This is a genomic window from Fulvivirga sedimenti (assembly GCF_020328055.1).
This window is the reverse complement of the sequence record NZ_JAIXNE010000003.1, coordinates 623,479-641,809: the sequence shown is the minus strand read 5'-3', so window position 1 is coordinate 641,809 and position 18,331 is coordinate 623,479. Positions and strand designations below refer to the sequence as shown.

Sequence of the window (18,331 nt, the reverse complement as noted above, 5' to 3'; positions counted from 1 at the left end):
TCTTTCAAAGAAACCGCTGTATTTTCATCCTTTTAGGTACATGTTTTCAAAGGCTGATGATTCAAATTTTATATCCGGTTGGCTTACAGATGTTTAGCCCAAAGGATAATTTATGATTTTGCCTACTTAAGGAAGGCCACAACTGCTTCCAGGCTCTGATCCGGACTTTCTTCCATGGGAACATGTCCTGTATCTTTCAGAATTACCAGGGTGTCTGCAGGCAGATCATCATGAAACCTGTAGGCAGCTTCAATGGGTATCAATTGATCCTGATCACCCCAAATTATCAGGGTTGATTGCTGAATGGATTTGATTCTTTTATAGCTGGTGGTATCCAGGGGTGTATTTAACCGGTCAATAAATGCCTGCCGGTTTCCTTCCCGCAGTGTAAGTTCAAAATAACGATCCACCAACGCTTCACTAACCTTTGATTTGTCGGCATACACATTTTTTACGCTTGACCTGGCTACGGACTTGGGAGTGATATACGTGAATATATTTTTAATCACCGGGATCCGTGCCACTTTAAATGCAAGCGGAACACTTTTTGCCTTCTGTGGATACCCGGAGGCATCAATCAGAATGAGCTTCTCAACCATTTCCGGGTATTCGGCGGTAAAACGCCACGCGATATTACCTCCCAGAGAGTTTCCACCGAGTATGCATTTTTTTATTTCCAAAGCCTTCAGAAAATCCCTCACGAATTCTACATAATGGTCCATCGAATAATTCTGATCCGGAAAGGGTCCTGTTAGGCCGTACCCCGGCAGATCCATTCGTAAAACACGATGATCTTTCTTTAACTGTGATGCCCATTCCTCAAACGTATGCAAACTTGAACCGGTGCCGTGGATAAGCACAACGGGTATTGAACTTCTTCCTTCATCCCGGTAATGGACATTCATCCCTTCAACGTTAATAAAAGAGGAGGGAGGAGGCGCATATTTCTCTGTCAGCGTTTCAATGGGAATATCCCGGTACCCAAACAGCAGGAAAACGATGAGCAACAGGAGCGGTGTGACAAAAAGTAGGGCTTTGAGTGCTTTCATGATAAGAACGTCATCAACTGCTGGTTAAGAATGTCAGAACACCTACCGCAAAATTGTCCTGTTTGTAGGTATTATTATGATCTCCCTCAACGATGATCAGGGTACTGTTCTGGAATTGATTTTTGAGCTCTTCCGGATCACCATTATCTCTGTCCTGATCTCCGCAAATCACAAGGATTTCATTTTTAATTTTCCGAAGCTCTTCCGTTGATGTAACCGGCTGATAGTCCTGAAGAAACCCTAAAACCTTCAGATCCGCATTGATGGATTTTGCATAATTGATGGCCCCTTCTGTCATTTCATTTGGCTCAGCGCGGCCCGAAAAAGCATCGGCAAAGGCAATTCGCCGGTCCCACTCCGGATTGGTGAAGTCAAGCCCCATACCTCCAAAAACAGCTTTGGAAATTCGGGTTTCCCGGGTAAGTAACCTGGCAAGCACAATCGATCCGCGGGAATATCCTATGGCCATAAACGAAGTTAAGCCGAGGTGGTCTGCGAGGGCGACCAGGTCTTTAACTTCGGCATTGTTCTTATAGGCATCTGCGGACTGCGGCTTATCGGAATTGCCATTACCCCGCAGGTCGGGAATAATGACGCGGTAACCATTTTCCATCAATTGTTTTTTCAGGGCAGTATTGTTCCACGAACTCCCATTTGATATAAACCCGTGAATCAGAATGACAGGTTCTCCTTTTCCTTCATCGGTGTAGGCGATCCTGGTTTTATCAAAGGAGTAAAAGGAAGATTCCGAATCATCTCCCACGGGAGGGTTGCAATTTGAAAATGTAACTAAAAAAGCGATGATAAGCAGAGGATAATTCAGTCTCATAATTTCTCCGATCAAAGTTTCTAATCTTTGGATAACTTTTTTATTTCCAGTTCGATATCCCTTGCAAGTTGCTGGTAACTTTCCTTCGAGATCTTTAATGGACGTTGAATAAGCCAGAAATTTTGATTTTTCAGTGTCTTCAGGAAATATTTGAACTGGTGATCCTTTTTAAGTTCCTCGTAGTCAATGGGAACCATTTCGCCCACCACATCTGGTCGCCCATTCCACATCTGATCAAAATGCTTGCTTAGAATAGCTTTGGAAGCATCTTCAATGACTTCGGTATATCGTTGAGAGAGGCTTGCTGCCAATCCGCCCGCATAGTTGTAATAGCTGATAATATCGGACCTCAACGATTCATTTGAAATGAGGTTAATATCGTTCGACATAAGTGATTCATAAGTTGAAAAGTCATATCGCAATCCCCAGTCGCTGGTCATATTTGAAAAATGAAATTTCAGTGTGTCTTTATATGGAAGGTCCTTCTCCATATAATCTATGAGGTAATTGATTGAATTTATGGCCTTCTCGTAATTCACAGTGCTCTGTGCATGATAAGCGGAATCCTGTGACAAACTCAATACGAAGTTCTGCAGCGTTTTTGTTTCCTGAATTTTCAATTTCCGATCCTCATTCCAGAGATTGATTTGCAGTGCAATTAAAATTCCAATGACGACAAGAATGATTTCACCGAAAGCATATTTGAGATAGCTGCCTGTTTTACCTTCAGTAAGCAGACGCTGACGGATTTTCCGAAAAAATTTTATCATGTGTTTCTGTGTGATGAGGGCGCCGGCCTTACCTGGTAACATCAGGCGGTCTTTTTCTCACGCCAACAAACCGTAATAACAGGATAGAATTGCAAAAAAGCAATCTTTATAACGCCGATGACTAATTGTTGTCAGGATAGGCATCCCGGCTAGGGAGCCACAGCAATATGGCCTACCTCGTTCACCCGTGCCGTGAATCCTGCGCGGCGCAGTACATCGACCGCCAGTTGATTAAGGCCTTCTTCGTTAAGCTCTTTGAGTATATTACTCGCATTTGTCCACAGAATTTGAGGTGGAACGGCAGGATCCACACCCCCGTAATAGCCTTCACTGTCCCGCGGGCAGAGGTCGTAATTCTTTCGCTGATCATCATGAAATGCATAAAATGTATTCATGAATTCAGGATCTTTACGGATAATACTGATGTATTTAACCAATTCGGCTTTTTGCCTGTCATCGGCATGATTGGAGTACCAGGTAACAATCCCCATGGGGCAGAGACAATCGATGCTGAAGGCAAACTCACGGTTCACCAGCTGGTTACCGTTTTTTTGATATACATGATAATAGCATTCGGTTGATCCTGCCCAATCACCGCCGATTAAAACGATCCCGCCTTCTTTTGTTTTTTGAGCAAACCATTCAAGCGCTTTTTCAAGAAAGGCATCGTCAAAGTAATACAGGACATTGAAACATCGGATGACATCCTTGGGAGTGATGTCAATCTGACCAATTCCACCCTTCAAAAATGTCAGTTGTTCGGTCTCATAGCTTTTGATGGGATTTAGCTTCAGGGAAGGATAGTCTTCCCCGGAAGGGTTATTTAGTAATTCTTCCAGTAAATTTTCAAAGCGTGTTCTTGTGGCATTTGAATCCGTGAGTAACTTGTTCCAGTTCTCGATGGATGGAATAGCTGGCTGGAAATAAACGGTAGATTTATCCTCATCAAGCGTGGCATAATTTCCATCAGAATCAAAGATGAGATAGGCTGGCAGTGAGGGATCTGCGCCGGTGATTTTCCAGTCATCCAGGAATCCCGCTGTTTCGAGCGTTGTAAATGGAGGAAATCCACAGCCTATGTCCAGCATTTCTTTCCCCTCGGAAGCCAACCAGGAATTTGATTTAACATATTGATCAATGACCGCATGTCGGCCCTGGATGGTGATGGGAGGCACTTTGCCCTCCCAGGCACCCGGCAGTATTCGTGCCAGGAGCGTCCCGAATATATCTGCCTGAAGAAGGGACATGTCCTTTGCCGGCAACCCTGAACTGCTGATCCAGCCAAACATTCGTTGAATAAAGGCGAAAACATCGGGCCTGTCAATGGGTAATCGCTCTAGTTTGGCCTGGAACTTCGGGGACAATTCCCCGTTGAAATATTGAACATTAAGATCCTTAACAAATTCACTGGTATTCATAATTTCAACGGGGCTTATGATTAATGTTTACGATGGATAAAGAAATCATCAGATCTTGAAACGTCCGGTAAATCAACCTTGGACGAAAGAGAATGTCCGCAGCTAATTTGTTCTGATCAATCCTTCACAATCAATTTAGTGCCCTAATTGAATTTTACCAATTATAGCGCAGATTCTTTGCGATATATTTCAGTCTGGTAAATCCTAATTGTTGGGGACAAAAACAATAACAGACGTTGCAGGTTCTTCATTTCCGGAATTTGCAAAATCAAAACTGTCATTACTGTTTGTGAGTGTGATCGTATTATTCCCCATTTCATACGTTCCGGTAACTACGGGCCTGCCTGCCTCTGCAGGAGTTGATATATAAGTTTTATTCGGACCCAGTGATATGATGGCATCCCACTCATCAACCGGATTATTTTGAAATTCAATCCAGGTTCGGGTGCGTCCTTCTCCCCCCGGCAGCATGGTATAGCGAATTTCTCCTCCTGCGGCAATAAAATTCACGACCTCCGAGGAATTGGATTTATTTGTAAAAATCGCAGAAGATGCAATCCAGCTTCCCTCGAAATCTTCAATGGTCACCTGCGGTGTTGGTTCGGAATCATCACTGGAACAGTTGAACCCGAACAGGACGATAAATACAAGTACAATAATTTCAAAGCGTTTCATGATAGTGTTTTTTTGGTTTACATAAATTATCGAGATGCCGTTTGCAGATCGATGATTTAAAGCTCTGAAAATAATCCGGGCATAATTTGTCTCTGTGTTTCAAAGACGTGTCTGTATGTTTCATTCGCCGAAATTCCGGCATTTGAAACGATTTTGAGGCTTAAAAAGCAGGTTTTCCTGCCTTCATAGCAAGGATTGATTGGGCTGTTTATTTTTTTACGTAGGAGCTTGGGGGAGCTCCAAGGGCCTCAGAAAATACCCTGCTGAAATGTGCCTGGGTCTTGAAACCCGTCTGGTAAGCTACTTCACTTACATTAAATTCTCCTGAAGAAAGTAATTCCCTGGCCTTTTCCAATTGCACCTTTCGTATGAGGTTTGAGGTAGATTCCCCAGTAATGGCAACCAGTTTTCGATGCAGTTGCGGCCGACTTAAATGGACAAGATCGCACAGTTTGGTGATGTTGAAATCTTCATGTTCAATATTTTCCAATATGACATTTCGTATTTTCAATAAAAAAGCGTTTTCGGTTCCGGACAGGCCGCTGACCGGTTTGGAAAAATCAGATTCTGAATAATGCTTCTGTATTTCTGCGCGCAGCGCCAGTAAATTCTTGAGACGGATTAAAAGTTCCTTACGGTTAAAAGGCTTTGACAGATAAACATCGGCGCCATGCTCCAGGCCCTGAATTTTGGAATCTCCGTCTGCCTTACCTGTGAGCAGAATGATTGGGATATGGCTGGTGCGTTCATCCTTTTTCAATGTTTCGCAAAGCTCAAAGCCATCCTTTTCCGGCATCATGATATCGCTGATAATGATATCGGGTATGAGTTCAATGGCTTTTTCGATTCCTTCAACACCATTTGTAGCCCTGATGGTCTGGTAGCCTTCTTTGATGCTGGCACCAATGTAATGAGCAACATCTGCATTATCCTCCACTATCAGGACTAAGGGTTTATCCATGTCTTCATGGGCAGAATCCATTTCAGTTTCGATGAAATTAGATATACTCTCAGACCATTCATCACGGGCATTTTCCAATGGAATCATTTCGGCGATTTGAGCATCCTGAGTTATCGGCAACAGCACGGTAAATTCCGACCCTTCATCTATCGTGCTTTCGACCTGAATATTACCATTAAGTAACTTCACAAGTTGTTTTACCAGGGATAATCCGATTCCGGTTCCTTCACCTTTCCGGATATTGGAGTCATCCACCTGGTAAAAGCGGTCGAATATTCGATTAATTTTATCGGCTTCAATGCCAATGCCGGTGTCTCTTACTTTAAACTCCAGAAAAGGTTGCCCCTGGTCTGCAAAAGTCTTCCGTACCTGAACATAAACGTTCCCGCTGCCGGGTGTAAATTTAATGGCATTAGACACCAGGTTCCCGACGATATAGGAGATTTTATCAACATCGAAATCCATTATAATCTCCTCTTCTTCCGGATCAAAATAAATCTGTACCTGTTTTGCTTCACCATAGGACTGAAATGATTCCATTCGGTATTTCAGGTAATCGACAATGTTACCCTGCTGGTTATTGACCGACAGTACACCTGCTTCCAGTTTAGAAAGCTCAAGCATTTGATTGATCAGGTTCAGTAGGTTTTTTCCGTTTCGGTCAATCATTTCAACCGCGTGGAGAACCTTATCCGTTTCGCCTTCCTCAGCATATTCCTTTGCCGCGTCATTCATTCCCAGCATAACAGTTAGGGGAGTGCGAAACTCATGTGTTATGTTGGTGTACATTTTCGTTTTTACTTCATCAAGCTCCTTCATCCGGAGGGCTTCTTCCTTTTCCAGGTTTCTTTTCAGCAACATCCGGTAGATAAAATAGATCGCGGCAGCCACTATGAAAATATAAATCAGAACAGCCCACCACCTTAAATACCAATATTGTTTTATACTGATGGGTATGGCGATTTCATTCAGCGCGGAAATATTATTGGGTCCAACCGCTTTTGCGTGGAATATGTAGTCTCCCGGTGGAATTTCCAGGTACCTGGCTTCATTGCGGAACCCATCGTCAATCCATTGATTGTCCAACCCCTCCAGGATATGTGAATAATTGCTGCTGAATTCGTCACCATAAATGGTGTGCGTATATCTGAATGTAATGGTTCTTTCGTTGGCATTAAAAATGATCTTATCAGCTATTGTATAGGGAAGGTTTGGAATATTGATGAGTGCATCCTCCTTTTGATTGTATTTTGATATCCCCACAAGGTTTAATTGACCTTTTTTACCTGTGGTCATTTTGAAATTTTCAGGATTAAACCCTACGATGCCATTCGGTCCGCCAAAAAACAACCGGCCTGATGAGGTTTTATGACAGGACCATAAATTGAATTCATCAGATGCCAGGCCCTGTTCCTGGTAGTAATTAACCATTACATTTTCATATGGATCTAACTGGCATAAACCATCACGTGTTGCCAGCCATAAATGATCCTTGGATCCTAATACATTGTAAACCACATTGGAAGGAAGTCCGTCCTTTCTGGTGTAGAATTGCCTGTCGCCCGTTTGCGGATTATATCTTATCAGACCTTTATTGGTTGACAGCCAGAACTCATCATTCCAGTTTAATACCGAGGTGATCATGATATCATAGCCTTCCTGGATTGAGTAAACTTCAAGAAGGGAAACCTCCTGTCTGCTGCAATCAATGAGGTAAATACCCTGGTCATAGCTGCCATATATGGCATCATGCACTGGATCATACCGCGCGAATTTGAAATCTGCATGTACTGCAGCCGGACCCGGTCTTAGGTCTGCCGGAATCATTTTTTTATTCTTCCTGTCGAATATACTGATATCACCCGGTCCACACCACCACAGTTTTCCTGAGGCATCTTCGAAAATTCTGGGCCAATACTTTTGAAAAGCATTTTCAGTAAAATTCTCTGCCAATGGAGAAACAGGGATGGCATAAACTTCCTCGGCGCCTGTTACAATATTTGTTTTAATCAGTTTATCAGCCTGGTTTGTCCAGAGGTATCCGTCACGGTTTAATACCATGGAATAAAACCATTTTGAGATATTTTCGCCAGAGCTTGTTCTGTATTGCCTTTTAATCTGAGTGGTTTCACCAGTCACCAGGTTTACCGTGTAGAGGTCTTGCTCGTTTTCCTTCACCAGCAACACATCCGGTGAAAGCTCAATGATTTCCCGGGCGCTGAATGCTCTGATGCTTTCGGACGGACTTGCCTGGTTGAAGTAGGTATTGAATAATTTTTCCCGCTTTTTAAACCGGACTGCGCCAAAAAAATGGCCATTCCAGAAACCACCATCCTGGTCCTCAAAGAAATGATACATCAATTGTACACCATTGGATCTTTTGAACATCGGGTCGACAAATCTTTCAAGTGTTCTTGAATTCACATCATACTGATAAACGTCTCCTTCCCCATGATAGAACCAGATGTTCCCGGCATTATCCAGTTGTACCCGTTCAATTTTCGATACGTCAATGTCATCGGGTAAACTAAAATTTAATAATGCCTCATTTAGCGGATCGACATTGTTTGAAGGGTACCAGAATTTGCGATCCTTGTCGACAGGAATAGCATATCCATTTGCATTCACCGGAAAGTATTCAATAGTGTTGTTTGAAATATCGGCCAGATAATAGCCTGCTCCCATACCCCAGAGCCATAATTTTCCATCCGATCGCTCGGTAAAATATTCCAGTGTCGTACCTGCCACCGGGATATTCAATATGTTTTCAAATTTGTTTTTCGCGGGGTTGTATCTCCATATGGTATTGGTCCCCGATTGATAGTAAAGTGCAATAAAATCGTCGTTACTCAGAGGGCCGAAATGTTTCATTTCAGCATTGAGATTGCCCTCATCGAATGTATGTTGAACCCTTGTAATTTTTCCAGATGCCAGTTCCAGTTTGTTGAAAACTCCATCGTTACCATATGCCCAAATATTACCTTGCTGATCTTTGCTGACTCGAATGATGGTATTGGTGCTAAGCGTTGCAGAATCATTATCTGAATGCTGCCAGGTAATAAAATTCTCGCCGTCATATCTCCTGAGTCCGGTATGATTGGCAAGCCAGATGAAGCCATCATCATCCTGGGTGATGTCATAAACCCACCGGAAGTTCTTTCCGTAATCGGTGGTGCGATGCGTGATTTCAATATTACTCTGGGCGGATGTTGTATATATACAGCCGAGGTGAATTGTAAACCACAAAAGAGCGGTAAGCTTACTCTGTTTAAATACCATGGATTCTACAAGTAAGACCCTGCAGTCATTTTTCATTTGACCGCAATTACCCCAATTTAATATTCTGAAATGATTTATTTGTCTGATGAATGCAGAATCATTGTGGTTTCGGAGTTTTATACTTTAAGGAATTCGTATGAAATTCTGAAATTGTCTTTACTCATGAATAATCGCCTGAATCAGTTTAACAAGATTATTCATGTCCCGGTAATCCATCGCTTCCACCGGCGAATGCGAATATCTTCCCGGCCAGGATAGGGGAATAGATGGAATCCCATAACCCAGAAATGCCTGTCCGTCGGTTCCCCCAGACGTCATGCCGTATTGCGTTTTAATTGCGTTTTTGGCGGCAAGGTCCTGGACGGCCCTGAGATTTTTCCGGCTTACGTAATTAATACTTTCCAGCACCCGTATGACTGCGCCATCACCCAATGGCATGTTCGCAAATGTCTCATCAGTATACGGATCATCAGAAGAGACATAAGTATCAATAGGGTAGACAATATCCGCATCTGTGAGATCTTTTGCGGCATAGGAAGAGCCTGTAAGCCCGATTTCTTCCGCGGTCGACCAGACGAAGGTTACCCTTCGGTCAAGTTCAGCAGGATTTAAATCTTTTAAACTCATCAGCAACGCAGCGCTGCCTACGCGGTCATCAAAGCCACGCGCGGCCGCACGGTTCTCACTCAGACGGATCATTTTCTTGGGCATGGTTACGGTAGTGGACCCAATCTTAATTCCGGCAGCCAATGCCTCACTTTTTGAATCAAAGCCGGCAAATACGGTAAGGTCCGACGGGAGTGCTCTTGCCTCAGCAGTTTTATAATCCTTTCTTGGCTCGAAGACTCCCGGTATCGGTTGGTTTGATACATGGATCAATGCCGGCTGCGCTTCCCATAACCACTGGAGCATCCCGCCCTTGGTCCCGAGTACCAGTTTGCCATCATCGGTAATGGAATCCACAATATATCCGGTCTCATCCATGTGGGCAACAAACACGATATGCTCGTCTCCCTGGCCGAAGCTGAGACGAATATTTCCTTCAGAATCGACGTCAGGCTTCGCCCAATCGGGCAATTGAGTCAGTATATGCTCCCTTACCTGTCCCTCATCGGAGCTTACCCCGTAACGTGCTACGAGTTCTGAAACTACATTGTGTTCATCGTTGAAAGTTCTGTAGGTCGCTCCGGGTATTTCAGTCTTTACTGCCGGCAAGTCATTTGATTTGTTCTTTCCGCCCACTACTCTGAGCCAGTAATCTGCCAGGTGCTCCACATCCGATATAGCAACCATTTCAACCGGAGTGTGCTCATACAGTCCGGGTAAACCGATTTCATAAACGTTAAGCTCATCGAAATTAACAGTAGAGGCACGATTACCGAAGGGAATCGACGGTTTCACATCTGCGTAGTTCACATCGCTGTTGAATGATCGGCCGTTTGTAAGCAGGGTGTTCGCCGCAAGATTATCCGATTCCAGGAAACGGTTAAACCGATGGATCTCATCGAAGGGTCCGTGCGTATTGATCACTGCCTCCAGTCCCTTTCCGTTGATCAGTTCGAGGGTGGTCCATGCAATGACCACCGTACCCTTGATATCTTTTTCACGGATGCTGTTGGCCACGGCGGCAAGCGCTATCGCTGCCGACTTAGTTTTCATAGCCGGCGCCGCCATCATGGTATTATTGATTATACTTACTTTTTTATTCAGTGTTACAGGGTCGAGAAGTTTGATGTTTTTTTGAGCGACGCCCTTCTCGGATGATTCACCAACATCTACAAATGCTTCGTGCCATGTAAAGGGAGTTTTAGAACTTTCCAGGATGATCCGGAGTCTTTCATAGTGCATGGATCGCACCGTTGAAACACCCGTTAAGGGCCCCTTTTCTGTTGTGATGACAACTTCATGCCCCTGTAAAAATTGATGATAAAGATTGCCTGCATGTCCGAATCCAATCGGGGCAAGTCGTAGATAGCCATCTTCCTGGATCTGGCTTATCACATATCCCGGCTCATCCAGCGGTGCGGTGATCAGTTTTTTGGGAGACCCCGAGCCGATGGTCAGGATCAGGTTGCCCAGTTTATCGGTTTTTACATCAGCATCCGGGAGTAATGACCGGATATAGGCAGCTGCGGCATCCTCTCTTCCTGTTACGGAAGAGATTTCCGCGAATGCCTGCAGGTGGGGGATCAGGCTGTTGTAGTTTTTATCGCTTTGTGCGAGGGAATTACTGATATCAAGAATTACAGCTGCAAATAGGATCACAGCATATTTGAAAATGTGCATATAGTTTAGGGGTTCCGTTGAAATCCGGCAGCAGTGAGACAACATCAGCTGCCGAATAATCCCCAAAGTAGTAAAAGGGAACCAGTGAAACAACGGAATTTCATATACACGTTAATATACGCGCTCTGAAGAGATTACCCCTTTTAATGGAGCAATAATGAATCCCCCTTATAGATATTCATTTCCAGCATTTCATAGGTTGAATCAAGCGTTTCAACAGGCGATGTGCCATCATTCTTAAGGTGTCGGTTGAAAAAGGATGTTGTCAGCCTGCCCGTAATTTTCATGGCCAGATCCGGATCAATTTGTCCCGCCTGGCTGAGTGCTCTTACCGGAATCATGTAGGGGATATCCATGAAGTTGCTGTGTTCTGATTTCAGTAGTTTGGCCTCATAAAACCAGGAGGTACTTTTGTTGATGTAAGCATGGCTGTTCAGGTCCTCGTGATCCGCGGGCCAGTCGGCCGATAAAAAAAGAAAGGGCTTCTGGAACACCGTATCAACGATTTGTCCCCACTGCACACCGTCCAGGTTCGCCCCGGCTTTAATCCGGTTGTCAACTAACAGTGATTGTCCGGCAGCCCCACCGCCTCTTGAATGTCCGAAAACTCCTACATTCGCTACTTCCAATCGGCCTTTGAACAAGCCTTCCTTATTCCAGTTATCCAGTTCGTCAATAACATCCATGATATCGAGTGCCCACCGTTCCACAATATCTCTGACGAAATAGGTTGTAAGTGCCTTCTCAACAATGGGATGTCTTTCTTCAAAGGAGAGCCCGTTCCTGAATGCCTCCTGCACAGGCTGAATCTTCTCCCAGGTTCCCGCTTCGATACGGGCAGCATAGTCGTAATCGAAATAAATTTCAGATCCGTCGGGAAAGGTTGAGCCGGTGCTTTCATAACTATGGTTGATGGCGAAAATGATATAACCCTGACTGGCGAGCTCCGAGAGAATTGCATAGTATCCGTTCGCCTTGGAGTTATAGCCGTGCGAGAAGATCAGTACCGGAAAGGTTTCACCGGCAACCGGAGTATTTCGGTAAACATGGGTTTCAATCTTATCGAGATAGTTGAACATCCATCCCGGAAGCTGGTACTTCTGGGCAAAGCCATTTCTGCCTCCCTTGTCGATGTATGAATCCATTTCTTCGCCAGGTTCTGTCGATGGATACCAAACCTTGATCATAAACCGCCTTTGATCGCCTTCATCTGTTGTGATGGGCTCCGGGCGGTCGGAATTCAACAGGATATCTGTTGTTCCTACCGCGTAGGGTCCTGTGGGGGACGGCAGTTCAAATACCGGGAAAACCGAAGGCAGCAGAATGGCCATTGCCAGGAGTACAGCAAGGCCGATGGTCTTAATGATCCTCAGAAAGATCGACGACTTCCTTTCCGGGTTTCTGAAACTGGTGATGATTGCGACAAGAAAGAGGAGGTAGGCCGGAGTTATTTGCCAACGGGGTCCTTCCGCGATCAGGTGTATGCCCAGGATCAGGATCAGGAATCCGATGACATAGCGTTTATTAACATATCTGTAAAGAATACGATTGAAAATGATCGTAATGGAAGAGGCGATAATTATCAGTAATTCGAAGAATTGCATACGTTGTTTTTATTGGTTTTTTGATGACCAAAAATCAACGGATTTAATAGAAAGGGCAATGTCGTATCCCGATGTAAACCGGTTATCTGTCGACAGAATACTGCTTAAATGACCATAGGGTGTTATTTCTTCTCTAAAATTTTGGAATTCCGCAGGCCGAAGTAGAGGACGAGCGGACTTAACAGGAAAAATATTTTTGTTTCTGTGTTGTCGATGCTCAGGGATTTAAAGATCAGGATATAGGCAAACAGGAGCAGATAAATGATCATGCCTGTTTTGATGAGTATGCTTTTCATTTGTTCGTATCGATGTGATTTTAAAGTATTTTTTTAATGTCTGACCTTCATTGTTAAACTTAATCCCTGTAATCCAAAGGCGGCTGTCGGTCACCCAGCAGGGCCTTGTACACATAATCACCTTTGGCCTCAATGAATTCTTCCTTTGCATCCACCAGCAATTTAGGCTGCGTAAATAAATCTATGGCCGTGAGTGCCATAGTCTTTGCGGCCACCATCATGCCTTTGATGCCAATATCCGTTCCTCCGCATGCGACGGCCTGCCAGCTGTGCGGACTGGTTCCGGGTACCCAGGTTGCTATTAATAACCCAACAGTTGGCACCATATAACTCACATCCCCAACATCTGTTGAGCCGCTCAGAGGGAGGCTGCCCGTCGGGTAAATTTGAGCGGCGTCAGATACATCAGGGGCTTTTTTGAGAAAACTTTCCTGCAACGTTTTCGCAAAGTTTTTATCTTCCTCGCTGTAAATTACCCCGCCAACCCGTTGCAGGTTGGTATTCATATTTTCGGCCAGTGTATTGTTGATCAGCAAATCATGGGAACCGCTGATGATTTCGTAATCCATGGATGTTTCGGTTCCCAGCGCAGCGCCTTCTGCGGCCTTTACTATCCGTTCGAATATTGATTGTACAACATCCTTTTTCGGATGGCGTACGTAATAGAAGACCTCTGCATATTCAGGGACCACATTGGGTGCTTCACCGCCGCTGGTAATAACATAATGGATCCGGCTTTCCTGCGGAACATGCTCCCGCATCATGTTCACCATTGCATTCATAGCCTCTACACCATCAAGGGCAGAACGCCCGTTTTCTGGTGCCACTGCGGCATGCGAGGCAATTCCGTGAAAACGGAACTTTGCTGTTTTATTGGCTAATGTGCTTGTCCCAATCACACCGGTTTTATCCCATGGATGCCAGTGGAGCACTGCGTCTACATCGTTGAAAAGTCCTGCGCGAACCATATAGGATTTGCCATTGCCACCTTCTTCTGCCGGTGTACCGTAAACCCGGATCGTTCCTTTCAGCTTTCCACTCTCAAGGTGTTGCTTAATGGCAATTCCTGTTGCCACTGCTGCGGCGCCGAACAAGTGGTGACCGCAGGCCTGACCATTTGACTTGCCATCAACAGGGGACCGTGTTGGTGTATTATCCTGGGAAATGCCAGGCAGTGCATCGTATTCGGCCAGGACCCCGATCACAGGGCTGCCGCTGCCATAGGTGGCTACAAACGAGGTGGGCATGCCTGCTACACCTGTTTCAACCGCAAACCCATTTTCCTCCAAAGTCCTGGCGAGTAGGGCAGAGCTCTGGTTTTCCTTGTATCCCAATTCTGCGTAGTCCCAGATTTCCAGTGCGAGTTCTTTATAGGTGTCGTAGTCAGACTGAATTGAAGCAGCGGTTTCATTTTTCATGGCTTCCACGGCCTTGGGTTTTTGAGCCAGGGTGGTACAGGTGACCGATATGCATAAAACGATGATCAGGAAGGATTTCATTAGATTTTATTTAAATGAGGGTTAGGTGTCGTAATTTGTTAGTAATCAGGGTTTATAATCCTTGCAAGAGCTCTGCTATTAGTCGGGATATATTCCCAAATTACAAGGTCCCCGGACTTAATTTACACTATTCCTGAAATCTCTTGATATTATTTTCAATCACTCGATTTAATTTTTCCAACTCCTTTCAAACAATTTCTCCTTCATCATAGATCAGTTCCATGTGTAATAGTCCAATTGACAACGTATTCCTGAATTCAGGATTATCAAAGAATTCAGGGTAAAGAAACTTATCCTTATCGCTTACTGCTTCTTCTTTCATTCGGGAACGGAGTTCAAATTTCGCTTCTAGAAGAAATAGTGTTAAGAATTCAAAATGCGAAATATGATGTGCAGGGTATTCAAGAATACCGACTTAGAGATACCTCCTTAACTATTATCTTAATTTGACGGTGATTCTTTCAAAGGTCGTATTCCAAAAATCAATAAATATCCGATCATCCAGAATTCTCCAATAGTTGCTGGAATTGTTAAGTATTTAGCCGGGGGGAATTCAATTCCCGAGTAACTGATTGTCGTGCTTAACAGGTAGCCAATACCGCCTATTATGAGCGTGCGCCCCAGCCATAAGGGCATCCTTTTTGAACTGGTGATAATGTATCCCAGGGGGATCAGCCATAGTCCGAAAAACAGTCCGCCCACCCGCCAGGCATTGGAACTTAGGTCGGTCAAAAGTTCTATTAAAATCAACTTGTCTTCAACATTCTGGGATGAACCGGCAATATCAATCGCCGTACCCATTGAAATGGCGCTGATGATAATGACTACTGAGTTGACCATTCCCCAGATTCCGACGGCCCATGCAGCCCAGTCATTTATTTTTCTGAACAGTTTAAAGAACCATACCGCGGTAAGGGCTTGTGAAACGATGATGCCAAATTCCAATAGCAACCGGGTTCTGGCGAGTGATTCGTTGTCAATCAGATTTGCAAGTGTTTTTTGCGGGTCTGCGGATACATATACCTGGGGGTGAAATATCATAAATCCCAAAATGCCGGATATGGCCATAAGCAGGTACCAGATCCCGGCGATTCTGGCGGTAGTTACTAATTGACGTTGGTTGTGTTCTGGAAACATGTTTTATTTTTATCTGATCTTACACACTGGTATTTCGGTTTTGCCGGAGCATTTTGTTATGAATTATTTCCCCTGGGCCATTTCCATGCCTGTGAAATGATAATGGCAAAAATTACAAGTTCCGCAAAGTTGAACATAACATAGAATGTATGCCATTCATCTGTAATGCTGGAAACAATAATGAGCACCGAGATACAAGCATACACGAATGCAAGGATGATATTTAACCATTTATTGAGTTGGGGCTGGAGAAAGATGGAAAGAAATATCATCAGGGCCGGAATAATTAAAATCAGGGAAAATATCATTAAAATTCCTGGAGATGTTGGTCCTACAGGAGTTTGAAGGTTCATCATTCTCTCTAATTTCCCGGGGGTCATTAGCTGGAAATAATCGGCATAAATGTACAGGAACATCAACGAGGTCCAAAGACTGGCAAGTTTAATTTTTATGTTGATTTTGAAGTTGGTTGATGATTCCGATCCCGTCGAATTTATACCCATGGTTATGATTTTAGTGTTTTGCTTTTAGCAAAGACGATGAAAAAGCAAGAATGTTACAAACCGGTAAATTTGTTCGGCTGAAATCATATTCATAGTTGATAGCTCAAAACAAAAAATGCCTCACTCTCGGATTGGAAATCAATCATTGCTACTCTCGCTTAGTAAGATAATTCGATCTATGGCTTTTCGAATTTCAGTGTCCTCATCTTTTACGATATTCAACAATACATTTACATCTCTGCGACGGTCATTAATTAAATTCTCAAATTCGATCGATGTCAAAAATGACAGATCAACACGTTCATCATCTAATCCCCTTTTGTACGGACGTGGTAATCTTGTTGCCAAATAGGGGGTAATAGTTTGCCGGGTATAATTAATTGCCTGCTCTTCCCTTTCAAAATAATCTGATATCAGGTCTTCCCACTGTATGAGCAAAGTTCGAAGTTCATTATTTGAAATAATTTCAAAGGATGACGTATTGATCAAAGTAGAAATGGATCCCATGGAAAGATCTGCAGAAATGGTGTTTCGGATCAGCTCCAATGCTATCGATAAAGTGTCTTTATTTATTTCATTTTGGTTTATTGGGAACAATTTTATCAATAAATCACACTCATTTAAAATGAGGTTATACGTTCTTACGGTACTTTCCAGCTCTTCCTTATTGTACTTAAATTCGGCATTAATTTCTTTTAGCAACAAACTCTCCTTTCGGCCATCAATTCTATTTTGATTCCAGTTATTAATTGAAAGCGCAATTAAAATTCCGATTACGACCAGAATTATTTCACCAACCGCATAAAGCAGATACCTGCCCAATCTGCCTGCCTGTCCGTCAGCCGGGTTCTGAGTCAGCAATTTTTGCCGAATTTTTCGAAAGAATTTTATCATTGGTTAAGGTTTATCCCCGATTAGTTAAAGGACAAAACAGTTGAAGGTTTTTCGTTCGTACATCACCGTCTCATTCTGTTGTTATTTTCTTAAACTTCCGCACTCTTCTGCCTCCTGTTTCGGCAACGTAAATATTACCCTCGCCATCAATGTCTATATCATGATAACGGGGAGCAGCAATTGAATCAGTCCTGCCAAATCGGACCAATTCATTTAGTGCTGCATCAAAAAGCAAAATATCAGCGCCCATTATCAAAGTGTCATTCACAGTTAAATTATCTATTGCGAATAAATTATCCTTCTGGTCGATTGCTATTGAATATAGTTGTGTTGCCATATTATTTTCCCATTGATTCAGAAAATTTCCGTCGGGATCAAATTTCTGGATTCGATTGTTCTCTCTGTCGGCTATAAAGACATTACCCTGTGCATCCAAATCAATACTGTGGGGGGTATTAAATTCGCCAGGTTTGTTTCCCATTGTTCCCCATTCAAAAAGATATTTCCCTTCCTTTGAAAATTTTACAACCCTGCTGTTACCATATCCATCACTTACATATAATGAACCATCATTTGCCACAGCAACGTCTGTGGGAAGATTAAAATGCAGCGAATCATTTCCCGGGATTTTTGCCTCACCTAATTTCATCAACAATTCACCCTCGTGACTGAATTTAAAAATTTGGTGTAAACCAACATCAGCCACCCAGACATTATTTTTATTGTCGACCGACAAGCCATGTGGCATTATAAAGAGATGGGATCCCCAGCTATTCAAAATTTTTCCGGTATTCTTTTCCAGGAGAAATATGGTATTGGATGAAATCAAAGAGTCGGGAATGGTCCATGTCCACTCTCTGCCGGTTCTTTGAAACATGAAAATATTTTGTTCGTTATCAACTCCTACAGCTGAAACGGCACTAAATGAAAATCCTTGTGATAATTGAGGCCAGTCCTTAACCAATACATAGGAATTACCTTTATCCTCTGAATTGGATTTGTTAACCTCATTGCAGGAGAAACAAATCAAAGCCAAAAGGATAAAATAACATTCCTTGATTTTTGTTTTTATCATAAGCGTATTAAGGTTCGAATTTTGGTTTGATTTCCAACGGCCGGAATTTTAGACGG

15 protein-coding genes are annotated in these 18,331 nt (G+C 43.4%); all 15 read right to left on the bottom strand.

The window, feature by feature from the left end; translation table 11 throughout:
- Nucleotides 1-122: 122 nt before the first annotated feature.
- On the bottom strand, nucleotides 123-1,049 hold the full coding sequence (locus LDX50_RS15135; protein WP_225698142.1) for an alpha/beta fold hydrolase: 927 nt from the start codon (nucleotides 1,047-1,049) through the stop codon (nucleotides 123-125).
- 13 nt (nucleotides 1,050-1,062) lie between these two features.
- On the bottom strand, nucleotides 1,063-1,878 hold the full coding sequence (locus tag LDX50_RS15130; protein WP_225698141.1) for an alpha/beta fold hydrolase: 816 nt from the start codon (nucleotides 1,876-1,878) through the stop codon (nucleotides 1,063-1,065).
- A gap of 20 nt (nucleotides 1,879-1,898) precedes the next feature.
- On the bottom strand, nucleotides 1,899-2,648 hold the full coding sequence (locus LDX50_RS15125; RefSeq protein ID WP_225698140.1) for a DUF6090 family protein: 750 nt from the start codon (nucleotides 2,646-2,648) through the stop codon (nucleotides 1,899-1,901).
- Between the two features lie 149 nt (nucleotides 2,649-2,797).
- On the bottom strand, nucleotides 2,798-4,066 hold the full coding sequence (locus LDX50_RS15120) for a hypothetical protein (RefSeq protein WP_225698139.1): 1,269 nt from the start codon (nucleotides 4,064-4,066) through the stop codon (nucleotides 2,798-2,800).
- Nucleotides 4,067-4,270: 204 nt separating this feature from the next.
- Entirely contained in the window at nucleotides 4,271-4,741 is a 471-nt protein-coding gene (locus LDX50_RS15115) for a hypothetical protein (protein ID WP_225698138.1), read from the bottom strand.
- 208 nt (nucleotides 4,742-4,949) lie between these two features.
- Nucleotides 4,950-9,017, bottom strand: a complete 4,068-nt coding sequence (locus LDX50_RS15110) for a hybrid sensor histidine kinase/response regulator transcription factor (protein WP_225698137.1) — start codon at nucleotides 9,015-9,017, stop codon at nucleotides 4,950-4,952.
- Between the two features lie 120 nt (nucleotides 9,018-9,137).
- Nucleotides 9,138-11,267: a M20/M25/M40 family metallo-hydrolase gene (locus tag LDX50_RS15105; protein WP_225698136.1), complete on the bottom strand. Its 2,130-nt coding sequence runs from the start codon at nucleotides 11,265-11,267 to the stop codon at nucleotides 9,138-9,140.
- A gap of 143 nt (nucleotides 11,268-11,410) precedes the next feature.
- Nucleotides 11,411-12,871 carry an alpha/beta hydrolase family protein gene (locus LDX50_RS15100; protein ID WP_225698135.1) on the bottom strand — a complete coding sequence of 487 codons (1,461 nt, stop codon included), beginning with the start codon at nucleotides 12,869-12,871 and terminating at the stop codon, nucleotides 11,411-11,413.
- Between the two features lie 122 nt (nucleotides 12,872-12,993).
- A complete protein-coding gene (locus LDX50_RS15095) occupies nucleotides 12,994-13,167 on the bottom strand; it encodes a hypothetical protein (RefSeq protein WP_225698134.1) in 174 nt (57 codons plus the stop codon).
- Between the two features lie 59 nt (nucleotides 13,168-13,226).
- Complete coding sequence (locus LDX50_RS15090; protein WP_225698133.1) at nucleotides 13,227-14,666, bottom strand: amidohydrolase; 1,440 nt, start codon at nucleotides 14,664-14,666, stop codon at nucleotides 13,227-13,229.
- A gap of 187 nt (nucleotides 14,667-14,853) precedes the next feature.
- The gene (locus tag LDX50_RS30800) at nucleotides 14,854-14,988 is read right to left on the bottom strand and encodes a hypothetical protein (RefSeq protein WP_255647359.1); all 135 of its coding nucleotides are present in this window, start codon (nucleotides 14,986-14,988) and stop codon (nucleotides 14,854-14,856) included.
- 119 nt (nucleotides 14,989-15,107) lie between these two features.
- Nucleotides 15,108-15,803, bottom strand: coding sequence for a DUF4386 domain-containing protein (locus tag LDX50_RS15085; protein WP_225698132.1), 696 nt, complete (start codon nucleotides 15,801-15,803; stop codon nucleotides 15,108-15,110).
- Between the two features lie 56 nt (nucleotides 15,804-15,859).
- Nucleotides 15,860-16,306 (bottom strand): DUF6326 family protein, encoded by a 447-nt coding sequence (locus LDX50_RS15080; protein ID WP_225698131.1) that lies wholly within the window; start codon nucleotides 16,304-16,306, stop codon nucleotides 15,860-15,862.
- A gap of 138 nt (nucleotides 16,307-16,444) precedes the next feature.
- Nucleotides 16,445-17,200, bottom strand: a complete 756-nt coding sequence (locus LDX50_RS15075) for a hypothetical protein (RefSeq protein ID WP_225698130.1) — start codon at nucleotides 17,198-17,200, stop codon at nucleotides 16,445-16,447.
- 70 nt (nucleotides 17,201-17,270) lie between these two features.
- Complete coding sequence (locus LDX50_RS15070; protein WP_225698129.1) at nucleotides 17,271-18,275, bottom strand: peptidyl-alpha-hydroxyglycine alpha-amidating lyase family protein; 1,005 nt, start codon at nucleotides 18,273-18,275, stop codon at nucleotides 17,271-17,273.
- Between the last annotated feature and the right edge of the window lie 56 nt (nucleotides 18,276-18,331).

Bases quoted from the DNA above. Each gene is read 5' to 3' on its own strand.
- LDX50_RS15075 (WP_225698130.1), bottom strand. From the start codon at position 17,200: ATGATAAAATTCTTTCGAAAAATTCGGCAAAAATTGCTGACTCAGAAC.
- LDX50_RS15090 (WP_225698133.1), bottom strand. From the start codon at position 14,666: ATGAAATCCTTCCTGATCATCGTTTTATGCATATCGGTCACCTGTACC.
- LDX50_RS15070 (WP_225698129.1), bottom strand. From the start codon at position 18,275: ATGATAAAAACAAAAATCAAGGAATGTTATTTTATCCTTTTGGCTTTG.
- LDX50_RS15110 (WP_225698137.1), bottom strand. From the start codon at position 9,017: ATGAAAAATGACTGCAGGGTCTTACTTGTAGAATCCATGGTATTTAAA.
- LDX50_RS15115 (WP_225698138.1), bottom strand. From the start codon at position 4,741: ATGAAACGCTTTGAAATTATTGTACTTGTATTTATCGTCCTGTTCGGG.
- LDX50_RS30800 (WP_255647359.1), bottom strand. From the start codon at position 14,988: ATGAAAGAAGAAGCAGTAAGCGATAAGGATAAGTTTCTTTACCCTGAA.
- LDX50_RS15085 (WP_225698132.1), bottom strand. From the start codon at position 15,803: ATGTTTCCAGAACACAACCAACGTCAATTAGTAACTACCGCCAGAATC.
- LDX50_RS15135 (WP_225698142.1), bottom strand. From the start codon at position 1,049: ATGAAAGCACTCAAAGCCCTACTTTTTGTCACACCGCTCCTGTTGCTC.
- LDX50_RS15120 (WP_225698139.1), bottom strand. From the start codon at position 4,066: ATGAATACCAGTGAATTTGTTAAGGATCTTAATGTTCAATATTTCAAC.
- LDX50_RS15125 (WP_225698140.1), bottom strand. From the start codon at position 2,648: ATGATAAAATTTTTTCGGAAAATCCGTCAGCGTCTGCTTACTGAAGGT.
- LDX50_RS15095 (WP_225698134.1), bottom strand. From the start codon at position 13,167: ATGAAAAGCATACTCATCAAAACAGGCATGATCATTTATCTGCTCCTG.
- LDX50_RS15130 (WP_225698141.1), bottom strand. From the start codon at position 1,878: ATGAGACTGAATTATCCTCTGCTTATCATCGCTTTTTTAGTTACATTT.
- LDX50_RS15105 (WP_225698136.1), bottom strand. From the start codon at position 11,267: ATGCACATTTTCAAATATGCTGTGATCCTATTTGCAGCTGTAATTCTT.
- LDX50_RS15080 (WP_225698131.1), bottom strand. From the start codon at position 16,306: ATGGGTATAAATTCGACGGGATCGGAATCATCAACCAACTTCAAAATC.
- LDX50_RS15100 (WP_225698135.1), bottom strand. From the start codon at position 12,871: ATGCAATTCTTCGAATTACTGATAATTATCGCCTCTTCCATTACGATC.